General features: G+C 67.3%; 20 protein-coding genes. 8 read left to right on the plus strand and 12 right to left on the minus strand.

Annotation, left to right across the window (positions count from 1 at the left end; all coding sequences use genetic code 11):
* Nucleotides 1–215 precede the first annotated feature (215 nt).
* Nucleotides 216–815, minus strand: a complete 600-nt coding sequence (locus AB0I15_RS49255; RefSeq protein ID WP_358113133.1) for a TetR/AcrR family transcriptional regulator — start codon at nt 813–815, stop codon at nt 216–218.
* Nucleotides 816–1040: 225 nt separating this feature from the next.
* Between AB0I15_RS49255 and AB0I15_RS49260 the strand changes: the two genes are divergently transcribed.
* On the plus strand, nt 1041–2195 hold the full coding sequence (locus tag AB0I15_RS49260) for an FAD-dependent monooxygenase (RefSeq protein WP_358113135.1): 1155 nt from the start codon (nt 1041–1043) through the stop codon (nt 2193–2195).
* A 94-nt stretch (nt 2196–2289) separates the two neighbouring features.
* Nucleotides 2290–3408, plus strand: a complete 1119-nt coding sequence (locus AB0I15_RS49265) for a C40 family peptidase (protein ID WP_358113137.1) — start codon at nt 2290–2292, stop codon at nt 3406–3408.
* Nucleotides 3409–3636: 228 nt separating this feature from the next.
* Here the strand turns inward: AB0I15_RS49265 and AB0I15_RS49270 are convergent, their stop codons facing one another.
* Nucleotides 3637–4434, minus strand: a complete 798-nt coding sequence (locus AB0I15_RS49270) for a helix-turn-helix transcriptional regulator (protein ID WP_358113139.1) — start codon at nt 4432–4434, stop codon at nt 3637–3639.
* Between the two features lie 128 nt (nt 4435–4562).
* Between AB0I15_RS49270 and AB0I15_RS49275 the strand changes: the two genes are divergently transcribed.
* Nucleotides 4563–5996: an MFS transporter gene (locus AB0I15_RS49275; protein ID WP_358113141.1), complete on the plus strand. Its 1434-nt coding sequence runs from the start codon at nt 4563–4565 to the stop codon at nt 5994–5996.
* A 182-nt stretch (nt 5997–6178) separates the two neighbouring features.
* Nucleotides 6179–6706: a carboxymuconolactone decarboxylase family protein gene (locus AB0I15_RS49280; RefSeq protein ID WP_358113143.1), complete on the plus strand. Its 528-nt coding sequence runs from the start codon at nt 6179–6181 to the stop codon at nt 6704–6706.
* Between the two features lie 167 nt (nt 6707–6873).
* On the opposite strand, the gene AB0I15_RS49285 is transcribed toward AB0I15_RS49280, so the two are convergent.
* The 9 genes from AB0I15_RS49285 to AB0I15_RS49325 all read right to left on the minus strand — a co-directional run bounded on the left by AB0I15_RS49285 (nt 6874) and on the right by AB0I15_RS49325 (nt 12504).
* Nucleotides 6874–7779 carry a CPBP family intramembrane glutamic endopeptidase gene (locus tag AB0I15_RS49285; RefSeq protein ID WP_358113145.1) on the minus strand — a complete coding sequence of 302 codons (906 nt, stop codon included), beginning with the start codon at nt 7777–7779 and terminating at the stop codon, nt 6874–6876.
* Nucleotides 7780–7832: 53 nt separating this feature from the next.
* Nucleotides 7833–8396 carry a DUF3887 domain-containing protein gene (locus AB0I15_RS49290; protein WP_358113185.1) on the minus strand — a complete coding sequence of 188 codons (564 nt, stop codon included), beginning with the start codon at nt 8394–8396 and terminating at the stop codon, nt 7833–7835.
* Between the two features lie 158 nt (nt 8397–8554).
* Complete coding sequence (locus AB0I15_RS49295; RefSeq protein ID WP_358113147.1) at nt 8555–9568, minus strand: MerR family transcriptional regulator; 1014 nt, start codon at nt 9566–9568, stop codon at nt 8555–8557.
* A 269-nt stretch (nt 9569–9837) separates the two neighbouring features.
* Nucleotides 9838–10050, minus strand: coding sequence for a hypothetical protein (locus AB0I15_RS49300; RefSeq protein ID WP_358113149.1), 213 nt, complete (start codon nt 10048–10050; stop codon nt 9838–9840).
* A gap of 49 nt (nt 10051–10099) precedes the next feature.
* Entirely contained in the window at nt 10100–10630 is a 531-nt protein-coding gene (locus tag AB0I15_RS49305; protein WP_358113151.1) for a YbaK/EbsC family protein, read from the minus strand.
* On the minus strand, nt 10620–10922 hold the full coding sequence (locus tag AB0I15_RS49310; RefSeq protein ID WP_358113153.1) for a helix-turn-helix domain-containing protein: 303 nt from the start codon (nt 10920–10922) through the stop codon (nt 10620–10622). Before AB0I15_RS49310 ends, AB0I15_RS49305 begins: the two co-directional genes overlap by 11 nt.
* A gap of 364 nt (nt 10923–11286) precedes the next feature.
* Complete coding sequence (locus tag AB0I15_RS49315; RefSeq protein ID WP_358113187.1) at nt 11287–11778, minus strand: carboxymuconolactone decarboxylase family protein; 492 nt, start codon at nt 11776–11778, stop codon at nt 11287–11289.
* A gap of 80 nt (nt 11779–11858) precedes the next feature.
* The gene (locus tag AB0I15_RS49320; RefSeq protein ID WP_358113155.1) at nt 11859–12293 is read right to left on the minus strand and encodes a thioesterase family protein; all 435 of its coding nucleotides are present in this window, start codon (nt 12291–12293) and stop codon (nt 11859–11861) included.
* Nucleotides 12286–12504: a hypothetical protein gene (locus AB0I15_RS49325; RefSeq protein ID WP_358113157.1), complete on the minus strand. Its 219-nt coding sequence runs from the start codon at nt 12502–12504 to the stop codon at nt 12286–12288. Before AB0I15_RS49325 ends, AB0I15_RS49320 begins: the two co-directional genes overlap by 8 nt.
* A gap of 50 nt (nt 12505–12554) precedes the next feature.
* Between AB0I15_RS49325 and AB0I15_RS49330 the strand changes: the two genes are divergently transcribed.
* The 4 genes from AB0I15_RS49330 to AB0I15_RS49345 all read left to right on the plus strand — a co-directional run bounded on the left by AB0I15_RS49330 (nt 12555) and on the right by AB0I15_RS49345 (nt 16381).
* Nucleotides 12555–13433 (plus strand): bifunctional DNA primase/polymerase, encoded by an 879-nt coding sequence (locus AB0I15_RS49330; protein ID WP_358113159.1) that lies wholly within the window; start codon nt 12555–12557, stop codon nt 13431–13433.
* A gap of 23 nt (nt 13434–13456) precedes the next feature.
* Complete coding sequence (locus AB0I15_RS49335) at nt 13457–14635, plus strand: DUF3631 domain-containing protein (protein WP_358113161.1); 1179 nt, start codon at nt 13457–13459, stop codon at nt 14633–14635.
* 175 nt (nt 14636–14810) lie between these two features.
* On the plus strand, nt 14811–15005 hold the full coding sequence (locus AB0I15_RS49340) for a helix-turn-helix domain-containing protein (protein WP_358113163.1): 195 nt from the start codon (nt 14811–14813) through the stop codon (nt 15003–15005).
* An 11-nt stretch (nt 15006–15016) separates the two neighbouring features.
* On the plus strand, nt 15017–16381 hold the full coding sequence (locus tag AB0I15_RS49345) for a site-specific integrase (protein WP_358113165.1): 1365 nt from the start codon (nt 15017–15019) through the stop codon (nt 16379–16381).
* A 178-nt stretch (nt 16382–16559) separates the two neighbouring features.
* On the opposite strand, the gene AB0I15_RS49350 is transcribed toward AB0I15_RS49345, so the two are convergent.
* Entirely contained in the window at nt 16560–19379 is a 2820-nt protein-coding gene (locus AB0I15_RS49350) for a DUF499 domain-containing protein (protein ID WP_358113167.1), read from the minus strand.
* Nucleotides 19380–19390: the final 11 nt, after the last annotated feature.

The following is a 19390-nucleotide window of genomic DNA, read 5'->3' on the forward strand; positions in this document are numbered from 1 at the left end:
GAGCGGTGTTTCATGCGACTCTATAGAGGTTTTCCGTAGATACAAGAGCTCAATATGTAAACTCCGAAATTCCCCATCGGGGCACGCAAGATGCCGATGAACTGCAGATATATGGCGGACGAGCCCTGGACCGGCGATCCGGAAGAAGTCTCTCAGTGTGTCCGTAACCGTTGCGAAGCCCGAACTACTAAGAGCAGTCGTAGGCTGTTGGTCCGCTACGCCTGCGTGGTGACGCGGTCGATCAAGGCCGTCGCTGTTCTGCGCATGCGGTCGCGCAGGTCGGTGGCGTGCGGGCCGCGGGTGAGCAGGAGTTGGTGCGCGGCGCCCACCAGGGCAAGAGCGAGCGCCTCGGCGTCCGCGTCGGCCACGATGCGGCCGTGTTCTTGCTCCGCCCGTAGGTAGGCGGCGAAGGCGCGCTCGCCGGCGTCCATTTCCAGGGTGCCGTCGGCGAGTGCTTCGCCCAGATGGCTGATGATGCTCGGTCTGGCCATGGCGAGTCCGGCGAGTGCGAGCAGGTTGCCCGCGAACAGTACCTCGATGCCGTCCATGAGGTTATCGACCACATCGCCCGTGCCGGCACGCCCCGGCAGGCGCGCCATCCCCGTTCCCGCGCGGCCGGCCCGGTCGAGGAGCAGCGCGGCCAGGAAGGTGTCCAGGTCGGCGAAGTGGTTGTAGAGCAGGCCGGTCGCGCAGCCGGCCTCCTTGGTGATGGCGCGCCCGGTCAGGCCGGCGGGGCCCTTCTCCTGGAGCACGCGTTCGGCCGCGTTGAAGAGCTGTTGCCGTAGGTCCGGGATCGCAACGCCGCGCGGTGACATGGCCAGCAAATCTACCCGATTGCCAAGAATGAGCATGCGCTCATATAGTATGAGCGAGTGTTCATTCTCGACTTGAGGAGGCTTGTGGAGACGCGGGAGTGGTGATCGCCGCAGGGGCATTCATCCGCTACCCGTCGCCGGGCACCGCGCCGGATTCGGCGTCGCAACAGGGGCGATGGCCGTTGTCGTCATCATCGCTCTCACCGTCCTCCGAAGGGAAAGATCATGACCAGAAGAGCCGTCATCGTGGGCGCCGGGATCGCCGGACTCGCCGCCGCGCTGAAGCTGAGCCAGATGGGCTGGGAGCCGGTGGTGATCGAGCGGGCGCCGGCCCGGCGCAGCGGCGGATACATCGTCGCGTTCTTCGGCCGCGGCTACGGCGCCGCCGAGCGCATGGGCATCCTGCCCGCCCTGCGCGAACGTCATGTCGGCGCCGTGGACATGGTCTACCGGAAGGCCGACGGCCGGCACCGATTCGCGGTCTCGGGCGACACGGTGGGCGCCCTGCTCGGAGATCGAGGGCTGACGCTGATGCGCGGCGACATCGAGGCGGCGCTCTACGAGGCGGTGGCGGGCAAGGTGCCGATCAGGTTCGGCGCCACGCTCACCGCCGTGGTGCAGGACGAGGAAGGGGTACGGGTCGAGCTCGGCGACGGCACCGTACTGGAGGCGGAGCTGCTGGTCGGAGCGGACGGGCTGCACTCGAAGGTCCGCGAGCTGGTCTTCGGCCCCGAACAACGCTTCCGCCGCGACCTCGGCCACATGGTCGCCGCCACAACGCTGGACCACCTGCCGGAGGGCGCCCGCGAACACGCCTTCACCACCGTCGGTCGCGTCGGCGGCATCTTCATGATCGCCAACCTGGGGCCGGGCCGTACCGCGGCCTTCTTCACGTACGGCACCCCGGACCCGGCCGCCGAACTGGCCAAGGGCCCACGGCGAGCGCTGGCGGACGCCTACCGGGACATCACCTGGGCCGCTCCCGACCTGATCAGAACCATGCCGGCCGACAACGTGTACTTCGACAGCGTCAGCCAGATCATCGCCGACCGCTGGAGCGACGGGCGCGTGGTGCTCCTAGGTGATGCCGCCTGGTGTGTCACGCTCTTCGCCGGCTATGGATCCTCGCTGGCGGTCGGCGGTGCCGAAGTCCTGGGTGACGCGTTGAGCCGCCATCCCGACGACATTCCGGCGGCGTTGCGTGCATGGGAGGCCGAGCTACGACCAGAGGTCGAGGAACGCCAGGCCATGGGCCGCCGTAGCACCGGCTCCCACGCCCCCGCCAGCCGGCTGGACCTCCTGAAACGCGATCTGCCCCTCCGGTTGGCTGCCTTCCCGCCGGTCACCCGCTGGCTCCGCAGACATCTCCGCCTTCACTGATGTCTCCGTTTGCCACTATATTGCATAGTAGGTGGAGCCGATCGGCGGCTATGGAAGGGCATCATCTTGGCTCTGTGCGCGATCAGACCAGACGATGAATCGTAGTAGCTTTTCGCTGATCTTCCTGCTGTCCGCGGCGATCGCCGTCGTGCTGGCCACGGGTGTGGTGGTTCTCGCCACGTTGAAACCCCTTCCCGAGATCACCAGGCCGGTTGAGCGTCCATCCAGCATGGGCAGGCGCATTCCCCCCACGTCGCCGGCGGCCGAACCGGTCGCGCCGCTGAAGCGGCGTCGCGAGGCCCACCTTCTGGTTCTCGGCGACCGCACGCTGTCCGAGATGGTGGTGGCGAGCGTCCGCGGGCGGACGGGAGTGTCTGCGGTGGAGCCGGTTGATGCGGCCCGGCTGACGATCGCGGGCAGACAGGTGTCCACCATGGGCGTGGACCCGTCGTCATTCCGCTCCTACACGCCCGGTCCCACGGCCCGCTCGGATCCGTTGTGGCAGAGCATCGCAGCAGGTGACGCCGCCATCTCCTTCGGCTTGGGGACGGACGGCGGGTTGGCGCCGGGTAGTTCGGTGAACGCGGGAAGCCTGCGGTTGCGGGTCGGTGCCGTGGCCACCATGGGGCTGGGGATCATCGACGCGGTCGTGTCCAGGCCCACCGCACGGCGCTTGGGGTTGCCGCAGGGGAACGCCCTGCTGGTGAGCGCGCCACGGGCCGACTCCGCCAAGCTCAGGAACGCCCTGTCACGTACGCTGCCCAAAGGGCTCCAGGTCGTCGTCCTCAAGCCCGTGTTCACGCCTGCCCGTACCGGAAGAGCGCCCAGTTCGTTGCCCGGCGACCGGATCCGTACCGCCCTGACCGCCGCCGCGAGCAAACTCGGCGCCCCCTACGTCTGGGGCGCTGAGGGACCCGATGCGTTCGACTGCTCCGGGCTGATCCAATGGGCCTTCGGACGCGCGGGCATTCGCCTGCCCAGGGTGACACACCAGCAGTTCGCCAGCGGCCCGCAGGTGCCGTTCGCGGAGATGCAGCCGGGCGACCTCATCTTCTGGCGGCTCGACCCGACGAACCCCGGCTACATCTCCCACGCGGCGATCTACTGGGGTGACGGGAAGATGATCCAGGCACCCAGAACGGGCGACGTCGTCAAGATCGTGCCCGTGCACACACGCAATCTCGCCGGAGTCGTCAGGGTCTCTCCCGGTTGAGAACTCAGCTTCAGAAGTCCTCCCGGCGCCCGGGCGGCGACGCGCAGATCAGAGTTCGCCGGCGGAAGCCGAGATCCCGCTCGCGCACACCGCTTCGGTCCACGCCGAGATCAGCGGGGCCGCCGCGAAGCCATACGTGCTGCCCTTGCATCGACGACCGATCCATGCGCGGGGACGGGCGCACATGTGGCCATGGCCGTCCGCTGCGCAGCAGGTGCACCTCGTGGATCAAGGCTCGAGAACGGCGTCTCCGTTGAGGTAGCGGCCAGGTGAGGTGCCGACGGTACGGCGGAACGCCGCGAGGAAGGCACTCGGGGTGGCGTATCCCACGGTGTGCGCGACCTGCGCCACCGGCCGTCCTTCGGCAAGGAGAGGCAGGGCGGCGCGCAACCGCATGTGGGTGCGCCAGCGGTCGAAGCTCATGCCCGTGTCGCGGACGAACAGCCGGGTCAGGGTGCGTCGGCTCACGCCGATGGCGCGTGCGTGGGCGTCCAGGCCGCGGGGGTCGGCGGGGTTGTCCAGCAGGGCGTCGGCCACGGCGCGTACCCGGTCGTCCACGGGCGGCGGAACGTCGATCGGCAGGGCCGGCAGCGGGCGCAGCAGGTCCAGCACCACCGCCTCTGCGCGAAGCCGCGCGTCGTCGGCGAGGTCCTCGCGGGCGAGGTAGGCGATCAGGTGGGCCAGCAGCCCGTCGACGCCGACCGCGGTGGGCTCGGTCCAGTCGAGGGCGCATCGCTCCGGGTCGAGGTAGAGGCTGCACAGTATGGCGTCGCGGGTGGCGCCTGTCCGGTGGACGACTCCCGCTGGTAGCCACAGGGCCCGGGTGGGTGGCAGGATCCAGTACGCGTCGTCGACGGCGACGCTGAGCACGCCGCTGCGCGTCCAGGCGAGCTGGTGGTGGGTGTGGCTGTGCGGGGAGATCCACTGCCCCGACTCCAGCGGGAAGCGCCCGACGACGATCACCCCGGCCGAGGCGGGGACGGTGGTGTCGACGGCCTCGATCATGTCCTCAGGGCGTGTCCTCATGGCGTTATTGTCCGGCCTCATCGCGGATTGTGGCCAGCACCGGGCGGCGCATAGCGTCGTCGGGTGCTGATTAATCCTCTATCTCTCCACTCGGCAGACGTATCCGTGGGACACCTGTCATGACGCCGGTGGCTCCTGAGGTCGCCGGTCGCCCTCGGGCGGCGCTGGTCGTGCTGTGCTTCGTACAGTTCATGCTGATCCTGGACGACAACGTGGTGTCGGTCGCCCTGCCCAGCCTCCGAGACGAGCTGGGCTTCAGCGATTCTGGGCTGGCCTGGGTCGTCAACGCGTACTTCCTGACCTTCGGCGGGTTGTTGCTGCTGGCCGGCCGCGCGGCCGACCTGCTGGGCCGGCGCCGTGTCTTTCTCGTCGGGGTGGCCCTGTTCGGGGCGGCGAGTCTGGCCTGCGGGCTCGCCCAGGAGCCGTGGCAGCTCGTGGCCGGGCGGTTCGTCCAGGGCGGGGGAGCGGCCATGGCGGCGCCGACCGCGCTGTCGCTGATCACCCTGCTGTTCCCCGGTGCCGAGGAGCGCACCAGAGCGCTGGGCGTCTGGGGCGCCGTCGCGGCCCTGGGCGGCACGAGCGGCCTGGTGATCTCCGGTGTGCTGACCGACCTCATCTCCTGGCGCTGGATCTTCCTGATCAACCTGCCCGTGGCGGCGGTGGCTCTCGCGCTGCTGCCCCGCCTGGTCGCGGAAAGCCGAGCCACGCGCCGGCCACGCCTGGACGTACCCGGCGCCCTCCTGAGCACGACCGCCGTGCTGTCCCTCGTCTATGGCCTGCTCCAGGCCCGCGAATCGGGCTGGGCGGACGTGGTCGTCATCGCGCCCTTGCTGCTGGCCGCCGTCCTGGCGGCCGGGTTCCTCGCGGTGGAGTCGCGGGCGGCCGAGCCGCTGGTGCCGATGTCGTTCCTGGCCCATCGGACGCGTGCCGTCGCCAACAGCGCGACCCTGCTGTTCTCCGTGGCCATGTACGCGATGGCCTACCTGCTGATGATCCACCTGCAGACCGTGCTCGGATACAGCCCACTCCAGGCCGGCATCGCCTACCTGCCCTACGGTGCCGGGATCCTCGCGGGCATGTGGCTTTCCGCCCGCGCGCTGACGAGGCTGGGCATGCGCTGGGCTCTGGTCCTGGCCTTCCTGGTCAGCGCGGCCGGCCTGCTGATGTTGTCGGGCGTGGCGGCGGGCGACCCGTACGCGACCGGTGTGTTGCCGGGCATGCTCGTCACGAGTCTGGGATGCGGGCTGAGCCTGCCGGTCCTGACGGCGGCCGGGGTTACGGGCACCACCGAGGAGAACGCCGGTCTTGGCTCGGCCTTGTTCACCTCGGTACAGCAGGTGGGCGGGGCGGTCGGAATCGCGGTCCTGGTCACCGTGAGCGCACGTCACAGCGATTCCCGAACCGGTTCGCCGGGCGCCGCGACGGAAGGTTTCGCGTTCGCGCTCACCATCGCCGCCGCCCTCGTAGTCCTTGGAGCCCTCCTCATAGGCGCTCTGCTTCGAGTCCGCCGCTCGGTCTCCGCGTCTGACCCCACCCGCCAGACGCCGGCCCGTCACGGGTGAGAATCAGCCGGCTCGCCCGGAGAGTCGCCAGACCCCCGATCCGTTCGGGCAGGGCTATATGGCCATAGGCGTCGCCTCGGTGGCGGGGGGAGGGGCGGACCGCTCGGCCCGGGAGGGTGGCGAAAGCATCCGCTGTCGATATACCCTCTAGGGGTATTGGTGCGCTCGACTGAGGAGATCACATGCGACGCCTTACCGCCCTGGAACCTGCCGAAGCGCCCGGGAAGTCACGTGAACTGCTGGAGGACATCGTCGGCAGGAGTGGCGGCGTGGGGGAGATGGTCGCCACCATGGCTCATTCGCCGGCTCTGCTGCAGGGCTACCTGGAGTTGTCCCGAGCCATGAAGCGCGTCAAGCTGCCCCGTGCCCTGAGCGAGAAGGTCTCGCTGGCCGTGCAGGAGTGGATTGGCTGCGCCTACTGCCTGGACGCGCACGCGGAGGCGGCCCGCGCGGCGGGGCTCAGCGAGACCGACATCGCGCTCGCCCGCCAGGGCACCTCGACGGACGCCCGTGAGGCGGCCCTCATCGCGATGGCGGTCCGCATTCTGGCCGAGCCGTCGGCCATCGGTGACGAGGACGTGGCGCAACTGCGTGCGCATGGCTGGAGCGATCGGATCATCGCCGAGCTACCGGGGTTGGTCGCTTTGAACCAGCTCACCGGCACGTTCAACCTTCTGGCAGGGCTCGAACCCGCGACGCAGGACGCTTAGGGGCGGCTTGCTCGACGCGTTCGGTCAGCATCGTCGGGAGCACGCTCCCCGCGCTGCGGGCGATTCGTGACCAGGGAAGGATCACTGTCCGGGAGTTAGGGTCCCGTGGGACAGGGGGCCCAGGGTTTCCTGGTCAGCCCGTGGTTTCAGTGAGACGAGCTTCACGGTCATGGGTGCTTCGCGGAAGCGAACTGTCCCGTGGCGATCAGAATCACGACGAGCGCGAGCGGCACGATCCACCCGCTCCAGCCGAGGATCGTCGCCTGCGTGGTGTCGATGCGCTCGCCGGCCTTGGCGAAGACGAGGTAGGTCCCGCCCGCCCCATTGAACGCGGCATGCGCGAGGGCCGCGGGCCACACGGACCCCGATCGGAGCCGCAGCCAACTGAAGACCGCGCCGACCAGGATGCACATGGCGACCATCGCGGTCATGCCGAGCCAGCCCGGCGCATCCGGGTAGTTGTATCCGAGGAGAATGAGCGGAGCGTGCCAAAGGCCCCAGATCACGCCCGAGATCAGGAGGGCTGGGAGTGTACCGAGCGGCATCAGTTTCGGCAGCAGCCACCCTCGCCACCCGAGTTCCTCCCCCAGCGCGGGGATGAGGTTGATGAACGCCGCCGAGGGGAGTGCGGCGAGCTGGATGACGATGAGCGCGCCGATCGGTATCGGGATTTCGGCCACTCCCGCGGCGCCCGCTTGCTCGTCGAGGACCTGTTGGAACGCGGAGAAGTTCACGAAATCGGCCGGGTAGACCCCCAGCAGCGCGCCGATCGGGAGCGCCACCAGGACGAGCGCGATGGACACGATGATCCCCAGCGCCGCGTAGCCGAGCAGGCTCCGGGCCGGTTGCAACGGCCACAGTCCGAGCGTCCACGTCTTGTGCTGCGGCCGCTCGACGAAGAACACGACGACGAGGGCGGCGATCGCGGGGGTCGTCATCGTGGCGACGGCCACGACTGTGAACCAGGGGCCGGCGAGTCCGTCACCGAACCAGAGCGGGAGCGCGAGGAGCCAGGCGAGCGCGAACGCCAGGGTGGTGAACACACCGATGGATCGCAGATCGCGCCTGCTCATGCGGGGTCCGCCTCGGGGCGTGGCCGTCGTCGATCCGCCCGGAGCTGCGATGGTCACGACGTCTGCCTTTCGAGGATGTGCAGACCGGCGATGGTGCGGTCGTCGCGGAACGCGATCCGTACCGTGTAGTCGCCCGCCTCCAGCGCAAGCGGCGTGTTCGTGATCGTCACGTCGCCGGCCCGGGTGACCTCAGGCTCTCCATGCCCTTCGAAGGCTCCCGACAGGCCGACGATCTGCGCCCACGCGGCCGCGAGCGCGTCCTCCGACAGGCCGTCGCGCATGCTCGGATCGAACTGCTCGGTGACACGCGTCCATTGCCCGGATGCGAGGCCCTCGATCACCGAGGCGGCCAGTTCGGCGACGCCGGGTAGGGGCGTGGTGTTCATGGGTTCTCCTGTTCTTGGATCGATCGGTTTGCCGTAGCGCTGAAACGCCGCCTGCCGGCTCACGCCGAGCGCATCACCGATGACCTGCCACGTGGCGCCGTTCTGGCGCGCCTGCTGCACGACGGCACGCACGACGTCATCGGCGGCGGCCTGCATGCTCACGGCGCGCCCTATCGAGTCGGCCCAGTCGTCGCTCCTCGTCAGGACACGTGAGGCGAGGAACGCCTCCATGCGCGCTTTCAAGGCCCGCACCGCCTCTGTCAACGTCTCTTGCACTTGTAAATCATAGCTTTACAAATGGACTGTGCGTCAAGAGAACTTGCCGGGACCATCTGGCTGGAATCGAACGCTAGAGAGCGTTTCCGCAGCTCAGAACCGAAGAGTGGCCGTTAGGGAGTCGGCGGGTCCACGGCGCGCATGGCGTCGGCGATCCAGGCATAGGGCATGGAGTCATGGTCTTCCTCGCTCGCAGTCCCGTTGATCAGCGCCACCAGGGATAGGTACCGGCCGTGAGCGTCGTCGTAGGTGGGGCCCTCGGAGGCGGCTTCCTCTTCAGCGATCTGGCGCATGATGTCGGGTATCTGCCGATACCCGTCGGCCATCCGGTTTCGAACTTCGGGGGTGAGCGGTGTGTCGGACAGCGCGGTGGCCGCTTCCATGAAGCGTGTGACGGCATGCTGGGCCCAGGGGGACCGGGGAGACTCTCCGGCGCGGTACGCGGCGAGGAGTCCCTCGACGAGCGGGGCCCCACTCACATGCATGAAGTCCTGAAACGGCTCGCTCGCCAGGACTCGGGTCTCCGGTGTGGACCAGATGTCGTGCAGGTAGGTACGGACCGCGTCGCGGAACACCGGGTTCGACACCAGGTCGGCCAGGTCGATCCACGCCTCGAGCTGGGCGGCCGTGGGGTCCGCGGGCAGGACTGGGCGCATCGTCCGCAACCGGTCGACGACGCTCTCGGGGACGTCCAGGTCCTCGCCGACGTCGTTCCAGAAATCGTCGATGATCTGTTCGCGTTCCTCGTCGGCCATCCAGACGAGCTTGTGCATCAGGTCGGCCTGAGCGGTGCCGCCCTGTTTGATCAGGGTTCTGAGCACCGCCCGCCTGGCCCGCAGGGTGCGCTCCTGGCGCTCGACGAACTCCAGGTGTGTGGTGAGCAGGTCGTGCAGGGTCGTGCCGCCTTCGAGCAGACGGCGAATCTCCTCCAGGTCGGCGTCCAACTCGCGCAGGGTGCGGACGAGTTCCAGCCGGGCGATGGCGTGGATGTTGTACATCCGGTGGCCGGCCTCGTTCAGGCCCGTGGGCTCGATCAGCCCGGTGTCGGCGTAGAACCGGACAGCGCTCACACTCAGGCCGCTGCGGCGCGCGGCGTCTCCGATGGGGTACAGCTCGTAGTCGTTCATGGGGCCACTGTCGTACCTCAGGCCGCTTGAGGCGCAAGCCGATTACGGATGCAGCCCACCGCGGTGAGGTCGTCCATCTGGCGGTCCAGGAGCCGGCCGGCCGGGCCGCCTCGGATGCGAGCGCGCCCCCTCCAGAACACGACACCGCACCACTCACGCATAACAGCGGTCATCCGGTCGCGGTTGGTGAACGCCCGGAACTCCGCTTTCCCTCACCGGCCAACCTCTCGGCTTCATGGTGCAGGGCCTCGATCAGGAGGCTGCGCCGTCTACTTGAGCGTCGTGAAGCCGGCGTGCGCCTGCTCCACCGCCTCGGGGTGGGCGCTCGTCTTCTCGTGCTCGGCCAGCGCGGTGAACTCGGCGGCGCCACGGCCCAGGCGCTTCATCTCGTAGACGGTGAGGATGACGCGGCGGTGCAGGGCGTGGGCTTTCACCTCGCGGGCGGCCGCGAGGGCGGCCTCGAACTCGGGGCGGACCTTCACCCGGGTGGAGATCTTCTCGCGGGGGATACCGTGCCGGGCGAGGCTGGAGTCAGACGGTGGTGCTGATGGCGGCGATGCGAGGGGCGGCCAGGCGGAGGTAGTCGCCGGTGGCCAGGGCGATCGAGCGGTCCAGCCGAGCGGCGTTGAAGAACAGCTCTGGCACGTGCAGCAGTGCCGGATCGGCGATCACCTCCAGCTTGGGGTGGTAGCTGAAGGGCAGTACGGTGCCGCTGACGCTGCCGGCCAGTTCCTCGGCTTTGCCGCGCTCGGCGAAGGCGACATAGGTGCCCTCCAGCAGGGCTTTGACCGCTTGCAGATCCAGGCGGGCATCACCGGGCACCACGGCCAGCACGTACCGGCTCTGCTTCTTGCCGACCTTGACCATCACGACCAGGCACTTGGCGGCCTGCGCGACGTCGTGTCCACGCAGAGCGCTGACCACCTCGGTGCGCCCCTCGGGTGGATGGTCGATCAGACGGTAGTGCGCTCCGGCCGCTTCCAGATCGGCGATCAACCGCTCATAGAGCCCCACGTCCAGGCTCTCGGGTGCGGGGGAACCGCCGCCCAACTCACCACTCACCGCTCAGCAACTCCTTCGCCTCGGAAATACGGTCTTCGTCGCGTTGGTAGAACACCCACTGCTTGATCTTCCTGCTGTTCAACAGGCCGGCCTGAGCGAGCACTTTCAGATGTTCACCGCAGGTCGGCTGACTCACCCCCAGCTTCTGGGCGATGAACAACGAGCAGACTCCGTCGCGCGCCAGATCGCCATCGCGCTGCGGCGGAAAATGGCGTTCAGGGTCGCGCAGCCACTCCAAGATCAGCAGACGCTTGTCGTTGGCCAGCGCCTTCACGAGATCTACGTCCAACACAAAGGAATTATGGCAATTAGCTAACTACCTGTCTACACACTGGATGTGTCGGGCCGGGGCGGGGGATGCTCACCCGGCGGCCATGGCGCAGCCGGCGGCCAGCCCGCCCCGCCGACCGGCACAAGCGGCACGCTCGGTTGCTCGCCCCGATCCAGAAGTTCGGCGGCGACGGTGCCGCCACCCCCGATCACCTCCGGCGAGTCGGCCGAGGACACCACCGCCAGGCCGCGCCGGGTGGAATGCGCGTGCTGAACGGACAAGCCCGGCGAACTGCAGGCGGCCACACCCCTGTCGCTGGCCAAGTCCCTCCGCTGAACGGCGCCGGGGTTTCAGGTCACCCGCAAGCCCGCCGCCTGGACGGCCCTCAGAGCGAAGGGCCGTCGTCAGGCTCGGCGCGGTGTGGGCGTGCGCGGGCCGCCGCGCAGTGGTGATGGAAGCCTTGGGAGGTGAGGCCGAAGGCCGCGTTGATGCGGGAACGCTGATTCTCCACCGCGATGACGGCGGTGAGCTCGACGGCCCGCGCCTTGGTGAAGTGGCTCAGCAGGTCGGCCAGGAGTTCGTCGGTGACGTTGGGCGGAGTGTCGGTCATCGCCTCGGCGTAGCGCAGCACCAGGCGTTCCAGGCCGGTGAACAGCACACTGGTGCGCCAGACCGGTACCGCCTCGATCTTGGCGGCCGGGGTGCCGTGCGCGAGGCTCTCCCGATGGCGGAAATCGATGCACCAGCCGCAGCCGATCTTGACCACGACAGCCACGGCGGCCAACTCCTTGACGGCGCGGGACACGGTGTCCCAGCGGGCCAGGCCACGTTCGAAGGCCGCCATGGATTCCAGTACCTGGGGCTGGTGGGCCTGCACGGTCAAGGGATCGAGGCCGTCGCCCAGCACTCGGGCGAAGCGCTCTTGCAGCGCCTCCAGCAGCGGCGAGGGCGGCGGAGTCAGAGAGATCCGGCTCCCCGAGAACCACCTTTGCTCAGGACACGTGCGGTGAAGCGGGCCGTGTCGATGACGGCACGCTCGTGGGTGCCGGCGCTGATGAGGTCGTGACCGTCGTGCGCGTGCACCTCGAAGGTCAGCCGGCGGCCGTCGACGCCGGTCAGGCGGGCCCGGCAGGTGACGCTCAGTCCGGGCGGGGTCGCCGCCTGGTGGCTGACCGCGATGTGGGTGCCGACCGTCTGCTCGCGCGGCCAGTCCAGATACGGCACCAGCGCGCGCACGCACGTCCACTCCAGCAGCCCGACGAGGAAGCCGGTGGCCAGCACCGCAGGCATCGCGGCGAACTCCGGCGACTCCGGGTACAGCGCGGGGACGGTCTTGCTTTCGGGGATCGCAAAGGTGAATGCGTGCTCCAGGCCGACCGGCGGCTCACGCATCGGCCACCCCGATCAGCATCGCCGCCGTGGCCTTGGCGCGCAGCATCGCCGTACGGTCGTCATCGACCACCACCCGGGCGTTGGCGCCATCGATGAGCAGCAGCAACGCGTACCCCACCTCCTCCGGCCGGTCCAGCCCGGCCTGCTCGGCCAGCTCGGCCAGCTCGGCCAATGTCCGGCACAGCCACCGCTTGTACGCCGAGATCACCACGCGAGCCGGATGCCCGGGATCGACCCCGCCCCGCGCCGCAGCGGGCCGACATGGAAGCAGTTCCTGACAACCCAAGCCGAGCACATCTGCCGTTGCGCGGCTTCACCGACTGGGAGCAGCACGCCACCACCGACACCGACCGCATCGCCGCCTTCTGGCCGCGCCAGCCGTACAACATCGGCATCGCCTGCGGCCCGTCCCGGCTGGTCGTGATCGACCTCGACCAGCCCAAGCCCGGCGACCGCCCGCCCGCCGGCCTCGCCCATCATCACCCGCAGAACGGAGAGCACGTCTTCCGTCTGCTGTGTGCCGAGCGCGGCCAGCCCTATCCCGGTGACACCTTCACCGTCCGCACCCGGCGCGGCGGCAAACACCTCTACTTCACCCCGCCTGACGGTCTACGGCTGCGCAACAGCGCAGGTCATAAGGGCGGACTCGGCTGGCTGATCGACACCCGCGCCTGCGGTGGCTACGTCGTCGGCACCGGCAGCTACGTCGTCCAGCCGGACGGCACCGGCCCTTACGAGATCATTTACGATCTACCACTCGCACCGCTCCCGGCCTGGCTCGCCGAGGCGCTCGCACCCGCCGCACCGCCTTCGATGAGCGCCGCCGATCTGCTGGTCAGCCTGCCCAATCACCGGCTGACCAAGTACGGCGAGGCCGCGCTACGCGGCGAGGTCGAACGCGTGGCCGCTGCTCAACGCGGCATTCGCAACCGCGCGCTCAACACCGCCGCCTTCAACCTCGGCCAGCTCGTCACGCGCGGCGTGCTGCCCACCGAGGTGGTCATCACCGCCCTCCAGTCCGCCGCCGAGACCGCGAACGCCGAAGGCGATCCGAACTCGCCTCGCGAGATCGCCGCCGTGATCGCCTCGGGCCTGTCCGCAGGCATGAACGCCCAGCCACGCCGTCGCAGGGCCGCATGAACGCCACGCAAGGAGCACCAGTTATGAACGACCGCACACTTACCGGCGCCGCCCTGCTCGACCGACTCCGCGCCGCGCTCACCCGCTACGTCATTCTGCCAAGCCCCGAGACCGCCGACGCCGTCACCCTGTGGATCGCCGCCACCCACGCTCAGCCCGCATGGGCGCACGCGCCCCGCCTGGTCATCCGAGGCCCGGAGAAACGCTGCGGCAAATCCCGGCTCCTGGACGTGGTGGAGGCCACCTGCCACGAGCCGTTCATCACCGTCAACTCCTCCAGCGCCGCCGTCTACCGCTCCATCACCGACGACCCGCCGACCATGCTCGTGGACGAGGCCGACACCATCTTCGGCCCCAAGGCCGACGGCAACGAAGACCTCCGCGGCCTGCTCAACGCCGGACACCAGCGCAACCGCCCGGCCAAGCGCTACGACGCCGCCACCAACCGCGTCGAAAGCATCCCGACCTTCGCCATGGCCGCACTCGCCGGCATCGGAGCCATGCCCGACACCATCGAAGACCGCGCCGTCGTCATCCGCATGCGCCGCCGCGCACCCGGCGAGAACGCCGCCCCCTACCGCCACCGCCGAGACCGGCCCGCGCTGCGAGACTTGGCCGCCGACTTGAATCTGTGGCTGCGTGCTGACCTGTCCGTCTTGGAAGCGGCAGAGCCCAGCATGCCGGTAGAAGACCGCGCCGCCGACACCTGGGAACCGCTCGTCATCGTCGCCGACCACGCGGGCGAGAGCTGGCCGGATCGCGCCCGCGCCGCCACGCTGACGCTCACCGCCGAGGCTGACGACAACGGCCAGACCTCAGCCCGTGTGCGTCTACTCGTTGCCTGCCGCACCGCGTTCGGCCCCGACACCGCCCTACCCACAGCTCTCCTACTGGAGCGACTCAAAAGCGACCCCGAGAGCGAGTGGGCCGACCACGGCCCCGCCGGACTGACCGCGATGAGGCTCGGCACGATGCTGCGCGAATACGACATCCGCTCAGCCAACATCCGCTTCCCCAATGGCCAACAGGCCAAGGGCTACCAGCGGACCGACTTCGCCGACTCCTGGTCGCGCTACTGCCCGGCCCTCGGACCCATCCCAGAGGCCGACGTGGTGCCGATCGACAGGGAGACCCGTCCCAGCCGTCCCAGCCTCGTCACCGCAGGTCAGAGCGGGACGGCTCCCATCGCTGGGACGGCATGACCCGTCCCACCAAAACAAGCCGTCCCAGGCTTGACCTGCGGAAATGACCCTGGGACGGCTGGGACGGCTCACCCCTCCACAACCATCCACGAGCACCCTCGGCGACCAGCCGCCAAGCACAACCGCCGAGGCATCGCCCAGCACCGATCACGATGCCCGAAAGGCAGTCACCACCATGACAACGCGTCCCAAGACCTTGCTCACCATCGCCGAAGTCCTCGACGAGATCGACGTCCCGAAATCCACCTTCTACCGCTGGCTGAACACCGGCCGCGGCCCGCGATCCCTGAAACTCCCCAACGGCAAGCGCAAGGTCCGCCGCTGCGACCTGGACTCCTGGCTCACCACCTTCGAGCAGACCGCAGCCTAGGAAGGAGCGACATGCAGACTCACGATGTCGTGATCTGGAGCATCCGGAACCGCAAGGGCCGCGCCAAGCCGTACCAGCTCCGATGGAAGGTCGGCACTGAGCCGAAGTCCAAGGCGTTCCTGACCAAGGCACTCGCCGACAGTTTCCGCGCCGACCTACTCAAGGCCGCCAAGAGGGGTGAACTCTTCGACACGCTCACCGGCCTACCTGCCTCCATGACAAAGACGGAGAAGGTTGCTCTGAGCTGGTACGACTTCTGCAGGAAGTACGTGCGCATGCGCTGGAAGGGTGCCGCCGCCAAAACCCGAGAGGCCATCGTGGACAGCCTCACGGTAGCCACGTTCGCCCTCCTAGCCGATGAGGCTGCCGGTCTCTCCAAGAAGGAAATCAGAGCCGCGATGCAGTGGGCCCTCCTACCGCGCCAGGAGGACGAGGCGGCACCGACTCATCTCGGCTACGCCGTTCGCCTCCTCCAGAAAGGCACCGTCAACGTGAGTGACCTCGCAGACCCCATTGTGGCGCGCAACATCTGCGAGGAACTGACCCTCACACGCGACGGCAAACGCGCAGCGGCCGACACGACGGCCCGCCGCCGGCGCGGCCTAAACACCGCTCTTGAATACGCAATCGACCTCGGCGAGCTGGCCGAGAACCCACTCAAGCGCGTCAAGCAAAAGAGGGTGGCTAGGGACAACACCGTTGACCGGCGATGCGTGGTCAACCCCGTTCAAGCCCGCGAACTCCTCGTAAGCCTCTCCTACGTTGGTAGCTGGCATCGTGCGCGAGGGCGCCGCCTCGTGGCCTTGTTCGCCACGCTCTACTTCGCCGGCCTCCGTCCGGCCGAGGCGATCGGGCTCCGGGAAACCGACTGCTTTCTGCCGGAGGAGGGATGGGGATTGCTCACCCTCGAAGTCACCCGCCCGAGCAGCGGGAAGCAGTGGACTGACAGCGGGTCTGTGCACGATCAGCGCTGGCTCAAGCAACGAGAGGAGTGCGAGGTCCGGCCCGTGCCGATCCCGCCGGAACTGGTTCGCATGCTGCGAGTGCACCTCGAAGAGTTCGGCACGGCCCCAGACGGCCGACTGTTCCGCAACGAGCGAGGGGGCATTCTCGGCGCCTCCACCTACTCACGGGCCTGGGAAGAGGCCCGCCACTTCGCCCTAACCCCGCAACAGGTCGCCTCACCCCTCGCTGGAAGGCCCTACGACCTGCGCCACGCCGCCCTATCCACATGGCTTAACGCTGGAGTTGACGCGACGGCGGTGGCGGAGCGCGCGGGCAACAGCGTGGAGGTTCTCCTCAAGCGGTACGCCAAGTGCCTCGATGGGCGCGACAGCCAGATTAATCGCCGGATCGAGGCCGCCCTTGATACCTGATCGAATTCTGTCGACAGGAATCTGAACCACGCCCTCAATGCGATGAAGGTGAGGCCAACGAGGACGGCCGGGTACTCGGCGCGCCAACGGTACCTCCGCAGGTGACGGCGCCCTCCCCGGAGCGGATCTCTACGGTGCATCCGCCTCTATCGATCTTGTCGACGCACACAGTTACTTGTCACGACTCCACGGATACATTGTGATCAACGCCGAGTTGGCGCAGTCCTTCGTTAACCACCAGGTCAAGCGTCTGACGCGAGATTCCCCCAGACGCATCGGCAGTGATGGTGAAGTTGATCTCAAGAGTTGCCCCTTGAGCCGCGAGTGGCAGAACAGCGACCTTGAGTACGTCTCGCGCTTTGTCCGCTGGCACTCGGTTCACTTGGATAGTCAAGCGCGTCGGATCAGCAGGGGCTATCGGAGGGGAGGGAGTGGGCCCCGGGCCCGGTCCTGGGTCACCAGGGGCAGAGCCGCCGCCCACTGGGGGCTCATTCACGGTTGGTAGGGCTGGGGAAGGCGATACCGGTGGCTCGGGATTTCGCTGTTCGAGGAGGGTTTTGGCCAAGGTGGCTCGAACGAGCCAGGTTCCTGGCTGGAACTGGACCTCGGTGCGATCTACGTGGGTGCCGAATTTAATGATCGAATCGTCGGCGTCCCATGAAGATCCTGATGCTAAGGCGAAAACTTTCTGCTGGACACCGTTGATGAGACAGGTTCGCAGGACCTCTGGCGAAGCGATCTTGGGCAGGCGCGGGTACCTGTGGAAGGCATCAAGGAGCTTTGAGATCTCGACCATCTCTTGGTCGGCAGGCAGGAGAGCGAAGCGTTCCGAGAGTAGGGCGGCGGGTGCTAGCCCGTCGAGAAGTCTATCGGTGGCTTTGAAGTGCTCGGTTACTCTGGCTGGGATCGTGTCATTGACCTTGGCTGGGCCGAGGTCAATGTGGTCGACGACCACCCCTCCGCTTCCATTGGTATCTGCGCCGAGTACTAATACGTGTCGGTAGGCCATTACCAACTGTGCCGGGAGACGGTCCTCGTACTTCTTGATGCGCGATGAGAGATCCTCGCGCTGCTCTTCGTTAAACCTCTTGAGCCGGTGCTTGTCCTCACGCAGGTCTATCATCGCGGCCAATGTGCGCGCTGTGGCACGCGCCTTGGAAAGGGCATTGCCGTCGGCAGCTACGAGGATGCTGACGTTCTTGTTCGTACGCCCGGCTGGGCCGCGCTGGGTCAGGACCGTTTGGGCGTGTGCCTTGGTCGTTTCGGTGACACCGATGCCGATCGTGTGCTCGTAGTCGAGGACGCCCAGAAAGAGGCGGCCTTCATCAGGTAGGTCAGAGCTCTCATCGACATGGAGCTCCACTCGCCAGGGAGTCTGGTTAGAGGCCACTCTTGACAAGGCGCCGTTGAGGAGTTCGACGATCGGCTCTTCACCGATTGCTCCTTCCCTTTCGACGATGACCTTGTTGAGATTGGGATCAGTGGTGAACCGGTATCGGCCCCCCTCGTAGCGCATGTACCACGCGGCGTTCTTGAAGGCGTCGCGGACGTCCTCGATTACACCTCGTGACAGGCCAGGACGCCCGACTCCGAGAAGCATCTGGGGTGCGGACGCGCCAACCACTCGGTCAGCACCGAATGAGTTGAGGAATGCTGTGGTGGCCAGCCCTACGGCAACGCGACTGGCGGCGACCTCGCCACCACGTCGCTTGTCCTCCTGGACGGCCCGCGAGTCATCCCGGATGAGGTCGGCGTTCAGGGCAGCCTTGTAAGACTCGCCGGCGAAACGAATTACCTCAGCGCGAACCCCAGCGTCACCTAATGGGACATCGCCTGGGTGGATGAGTGGGGCCTTGTGCTTGGCCTGCGCGAGCGCCTTGACTGTGTGAGCAAGGGACCGCAAGGCACCTCTGGTGCGCTGGAAACCGGAAAGCGATCCCCAGCGATTGGTGAGGATATCGATCAATTCCGGATGGAACGGGTAAGCCGCTTCGATCCGGTCCCGATATTCCGCGTCTCGGAAGGTTGAAGGAAGAACATCGCCGAGCTGCTCATAGTAGGCGCCATAGGCATCGGCCACGGCACGGCGGTCTTTGGGGGCACCGACGGTGTCGAACAGTCGTGTATGCAGGATTGGGAAGATGTCGTCTCCCTCGACCGGGGTGACGATGCTTTCAGTACGGCCCACGACCTTAGACAGACGCTCCTGCATTTCCTGACCGGCAATGGTTGAGTAATCCTCCATACGCGATGAGGTCAGCGTCGCCAATAGGCAGGCACCCCTGACGTTGGACGCTGCGGAGGCGAGTTCCTTGATGACGGTCAAGGTCGTAGCCGCCAGTGACCCTTCGTGGCTGCGAACTTCAAGCGCCTTATTGAGGTACTCCAGCGTCTCGTCCATGAGGATCAAGCACGGCGAGTAACGCTCAAGGATTTCGACCATCTGCGAGGTGGACGTGCCGCGAAGTCCCTTGTCCTGTTCCCGAACAAGCGCAACTCCATCGGAGCCACCAAGCTGCCAAACCAAATGTCCAAGGAATGAGTGGACAACGGTGCCATCTGGCATTGTTTCAGGATCAACAAGCATCGCGGAGCCATCAAGGACCACTGTCCGTGCCTCCGGTAGGGTCCCTGATTTGAGCAAGGAAGCGAGACCACGGGCGAGCTTGGTGTGCGCAACCATGTCGGGGGAGCGGAACAGGTGATATGCGGCGAGCAGCGTGTGTGTCTTTCCGCCGCCGAACTCCGTCTGCATTCGGTGAACTGCCGCCGCTGAGGGGTCGCCGCCGAGGCGGTTGCCGATCTCGACCAACGCCGCCCGCAGGTTGGCAGTGAGGAATGTTTTGGCGGCGAATAGCGCTGGATCAAGGTAGTCGGTAGGGCCCTTGCCCCGCGCAACGAGCCCAAGATCCGCCGCGAACAGGGATTCGTCGAACGATCCGTCAGCAATATCCCCATGGGGTACTGCGACGTTCAGCCAGTTCTTCAGGTCCGCCATGATGATCTCCG

The organism is Nonomuraea sp. NPDC050643, assembly GCF_040654715.1.
Lineage (GTDB): Bacteria > Actinomycetota > Actinomycetes > Streptosporangiales > Streptosporangiaceae > Nonomuraea.